The organism is Aquiflexum sp. (assembly GCF_977115555.1).
Genome location: NZ_CDSBKL010000314.1, coordinates 1 through 4,978, shown reverse-complemented (window position 1 = coordinate 4,978; position 4,978 = coordinate 1). Strand labels below are relative to the sequence as shown.

The window sequence follows — 4,978 nt, the reverse complement described above, 5'->3', positions numbered from 1 at the left end:
AGGCAAGGCCTTCTCCCTGAATCAATTCTGTCTCCAAATGTGGATTTAAGAATAAATCTGCGAAATTCCGGTATTCTAATTGGTTGTCAGTACTTCGGTAGAATCCTTCGAAAGAAGTAGACCATTCATCGTCTTTGAAATTTCGGAAGTAACCCAAAGATGCATTATGGGACCTTTGAGGCAGGATATAATTTGTGCTTAGCTGCCACAAATCAATGGGAGTCGGGCCGGTGGCATTGGAGATTGTCTGAAGATATTGGTTCATCACCGAATAGCCTCCCTTGATGGAATTGACTTTGTCAAAAGTCCACCTGAAGGAAAATCTTGGCTCAATACCATTGTACTTGACGATATTACCACTTTCAATAAAATCCACGCCAATGATAGTCAGCCTGGAAATAGGGAGCCCTTCTTGGTACCTGAAAATGGAGTCAGGCGCCTGTTGGGCATAATTAGAGTACCTGATACCACCTGAGAAAGAGAGATTTTCATTTGGGTTCCAATCTGCAGAGATAAATGGTGCGTATTCCATACCTCTTTGTTTTTGGACGGTTTCTGGTAATATGCCGGATTCCTGAGTCAATGGAATCAAGGATTCCGGTCTCATCTGGTATTGAATGGCTTCGGCTCCGAAATTGATATCCAATTTCTCCAAAGTCCACAACCCAGTTATTTTTCCTTGATAGTAATACAGTCCATTTTCGATTTTGGATGGATCGACAGTAGATGGTTCAAAAAAACCGTTATTGAATGAGCCGTAAGCGACCATTCCTACGAGTGACAGGTTATCTGTCAATAAATTCCTACTAGTCAAGGAACCTACAAGGTTGTCCCATTCAAATCCAAATTGATTGGAAAATCTAAAATAATCCCCTGTGTTCAGAAGGTTAAAGTCCAGGCTGTTTTTTTCAGAGAACTGATGGTTGACGCCTAAATAGATGTCATGGAACCTGATTTTACTGTTTTGGATATCGCCTTCATCGGCCATGTTCAACAGCCAATTGGCATTGGACAATCTTGTCGCCAGAATCATGGAAGTTTTTTCAGGTACAATCGGACCCTCTACCATCAGTTTGCTGACAGCTGTGCCCAATGAAGCACTTCCTCCCCATTTTTCTTTATTTCCCTTACGCATTTCAATGTTGAGGGCAGAAGAACTCCTTCCTCCAAAATAGCTTGGGACGGCGCCTTTATACAAGGTAAAATTTTGTAATGCATCGCCATTGAAGGAGGATAAAAATCCCAATGCATGGCTGTTGCTGAGTACAATCGTCTCGTTCATCATGATCAGGTTCTGATCTGCCTGACCGCCCCGGATATTCATGCCGGCTGAACCTTCTCCAACAGATGTCACCCCGGGCATTGATTGAAGTACGTTAAAGACATCCGGTTCCCCAAGAAAAGCCGGGACAAGTTTGATGTCTTCGATGTTCATTTTGGTCACACCGGTAATTGGGCTACGGATATTTCTGTCCCTTTCATCTGCTTCAACAGTGAATGCCTCTAACTCAAAATCCAAGTTTACAAGTCCTACATCCAATTGTCCATCCCCATATAATTGGATCAGATAATGTGCGGGCCTTTTTCCAAACTGACGGAAAACAATGCGGTGCCTTCCGGAATCTAATGAAAGGACATAATGCCCATTTTGGTCTGTGTTATTTCCTGCAAAAAAACCATCAATATGGATGGATACCCCAGAAATGGTTTCCTTGGTTTCCAAATGGCTTACCGTTCCGGTCAAGAAATATTGGGCTCTCTTTGGAGAATTTTTTTGATCAAACCTCAGTTCAATGAATTCTGTCTGGGCTTGAAGATTGGGTATGCAGAGGAACAATAGGATCAAAATGGTCAATAACCAAAAACCACAGTTGTGAAAAGGCCTTCCACTAAGTTGGTTTTCAATTTTGGGAATTGAAAAAATATTTTGGGTTTTGACTGGCACTGTTTTTTGTGGTTAATAGGTCAATAGGAATGTAAATTAATGGTTTTATTCCGCCTTTCTTTACCAAATCAGTAATTTTCATTTTACCACAATATTTTTTTCTGTCCTATTCATAGAATTCCGCCTAGGAATAAATTGTATATGCTGAAACAGGCCAACCTTAATTGGAATGTTTTGGTGATTGATTTAATTTTATTTTTTTTACCTTATAGTTTCTTTATTGGTGGGTAAAATTCAATTAGGGTGACAAAAGGTTCTGTTTATGTTCAAAGACTTGTAAGGATAAACTTGTTGCTGATTCTTTTTTTGGTGCCTGTCTTGGCAAAATCTCAGGTCATCGTTGGTAAAATCACCGACGAAAAGACCGGAGAGCCAATGCCATTTGCCAATGTATTTATCAACAATACTACCATTGGAGCTACAACAGATATCAATGGGGATTATAAAATTGAAGGAGATTTATCCCAAAACCTTGAAATCGTTGCGTCCTTTGTCGGTTACACAACCAAATACAGAAAAATTTCATTTGGAAACAGGATTCAAATTGTTGTCAATTTTCAGTTGGTATCTAAGGAATCCCAACTAGATGAAGTAACGCTCAAATCCAAACGTGATAAAAGATGGGAAAGAAACCTTAAAAAATTCAAGCGGGTTTTTTTAGCGGTTCCAAATGATCCATTTTTCAAAAAGAATGAAATCCTCAACCCTTGGGTTATTGATTTTGAAGAAGGGAAAACCCGCGGGTCAAAATACCTGTTGGCGAGTGCTTCGGAGCCACTCAAAGTTTCGAATTTGGGTTTGGGGTATAATTTGGATTACCATTTACGGGAATTTATCCAGACGAGGGACGGGTTCCATTACTTTGGGTTGGTCAATTTTCATGAAATAGACACTGTCTCTACTGAAGAAAAGAAATCTTGGGAAGATCAAAGAAACTCCACTTATTTCGGGTCCCTACGCCATTTCCTACATTCTCTACTCCATGATGAAGCGAAAAGCCAGGGATATAGGCTATATCTGGTAGATAGCTTTCCACCAAAAACGAGAACCAATGTATTCCACGAGGAATTGGGAAATTCCATCAAACCACTTCCATTTGATTCCTTAAAAATTGACACACTTCCCAATGGGAATTTTGGGCTTTATTGGCCTGACAGAGTTGAAATTCATTTCAAAAAGAAGACTTGGGCAAATGATTACTATACAAGAGTATATTACCCTCTTAGTTGGATCACTTCTCCTACATGCTATTTTGAATTTGATGCCAATGGGATTCCGACCGATCCAAGGCAGATTATTTTTTCAGGATATATGGGAAGACATAGAGTGGGCAGATTTTTGCCGCATGATTTCGTCCCTTCCAAGGATTATCTTACTCTCTTTTCTGAAATTGACACCGCACTTTTGGGCCAAACAAGATGGAATTCTCTTCGGGAAAAACCCTATCTGACATTCAATAAGTCTTATTATACCCCTGGTGAGACCGTTTGGTTTAATGCCCGGATGATTTACCAAAACCAGTTTTTGGTAGATTCTATGAGCCGGGTTCTTTATGTGGACTTGGTCAATGAAAAGAAAGAATTGGTGATTCAGGAAACTTTTGAGATACGGGAAGGTATGTCAAAAGGACAGCTTAAATTAGGGTCTGACCTCAAAGCAGGAAATTATACCATCCGTGCCTACACCAATTGGATGAGGTACTATCCTGAGGCAGATTACTTTTACAAACCATTGCCTTTGATTTCAGCTGACCGGGAAGTTATTTCCTCCACAGATGTACTTCCTTCGGATCAGGAAGGAGAGGAAATATCCATTGCATTTAAAACTGACATTGCCCGTGAAGAGCTTTTCAATAAGGCCAACATCAGCATTTCGGTTTTGGATATGGACAGTTCCTTTGTGGATTCGGATTTCAGTATTTCCCTGATCGATGCGGATTTGGCAACGTTTATCGGCGAAGAAAAAACGATAGAAACCGAAATAAACTGGATTGGAACTGAGCTTGGGGATTATGAATTTCCGGAGGAAGAATACAATATTGAATATGGGATTTCTGTGGAAGGCATTTTTTCAGACAGAGAAGGTAAACCATTGGATGTTCCATTGACCGTGGTACTGGGACAAATGGAAGATTATGGTGTGATTAAGTCTGATACATCAGGTTATTTTTGGGGGACAGGGCTTTTGTTTACCGATTCGGCTGAGGTTGCGATTGCAGCATTAAACCAGAGAAGGAAGTCTTTTGGAAACATTTCGCTCATTGAGCCTTTGAGACCGGAGGTTTTACTCAATTTGCCCAAACTTCAATTGGAAACCAGGCTAAAATCAACAATTGGAAAGCTTGATATTTTTGATGGAGATTATGTTGAGTTGGAGGAGTTCCTCATTGAAGAGGAAAAAAAGCAAACCATGGAGGAGAAAAACTACGGATACGGAGATGGCGATAGGAGTATAGGTCCTGATTTTTTGGAGAAATTTCCGGAACAAACACTGGATGTAATAGTCGGTATGAACATGCAGGGAGGTGGATTGGGAAATTTTAATTGGGGACTTGATGCCGGAGAACCACTTTTAATCATTGACGGCGCACGCTATTTTACGGATAGCAGAGAATCTACTATGTCAGTTTTAAAAACTTACATAGCTGCCGAAGTTGAATCCATCGAAGTCTATACTTTCAGTGCTGCCCAGTTTGGCATGGCGGGATTTGCAGGAGTCATCATGGTAAATACCAAAAAAGGGGCAAAGGCCCCTCAGGGTCCTGATCAGGTTTTCAACAGTGAAGAATTTCAAATATTTAAAATAAGAGGATTTACTCGTGTCATTGAATTCCCTGTTCAAAAGGCTGAATCTGAAATCCCCGAGTCTAGACAATCGCTTTATTGGAATCCTAACGTCAAGACCGATGGGGAGAATGAAAGCTTTACTTTCTCAGTCAATCTTCCCAAGACTACCAAAAACATGTTCTTGAAGATTGAAGGCATGAGTGGCGACGGCCTACCTTTTTACCGGATTTTTCAAATTCCGGTCAAC

The 4,978-nt window shown here is 40.5% G+C and carries 2 protein-coding genes; one reads left to right on the top strand and one right to left on the bottom strand.

The features are described from left to right. Positions 1-1,945, bottom strand: a 1,945-nt coding sequence (locus ACZFYI_RS15595) for a TonB-dependent receptor (protein WP_462525055.1), incomplete at its 3' end; no start/stop codon positions are given. A gap of 243 nt (positions 1,946-2,188) precedes the next feature. On the opposite strand from ACZFYI_RS15595, the gene ACZFYI_RS15590 reads away from it, so the two are divergent. Beyond that, positions 2,189-4,978: carboxypeptidase-like regulatory domain-containing protein (locus ACZFYI_RS15590; protein WP_462525054.1), on the top strand; the 2,790-nt coding region annotated here is incomplete at its 3' end.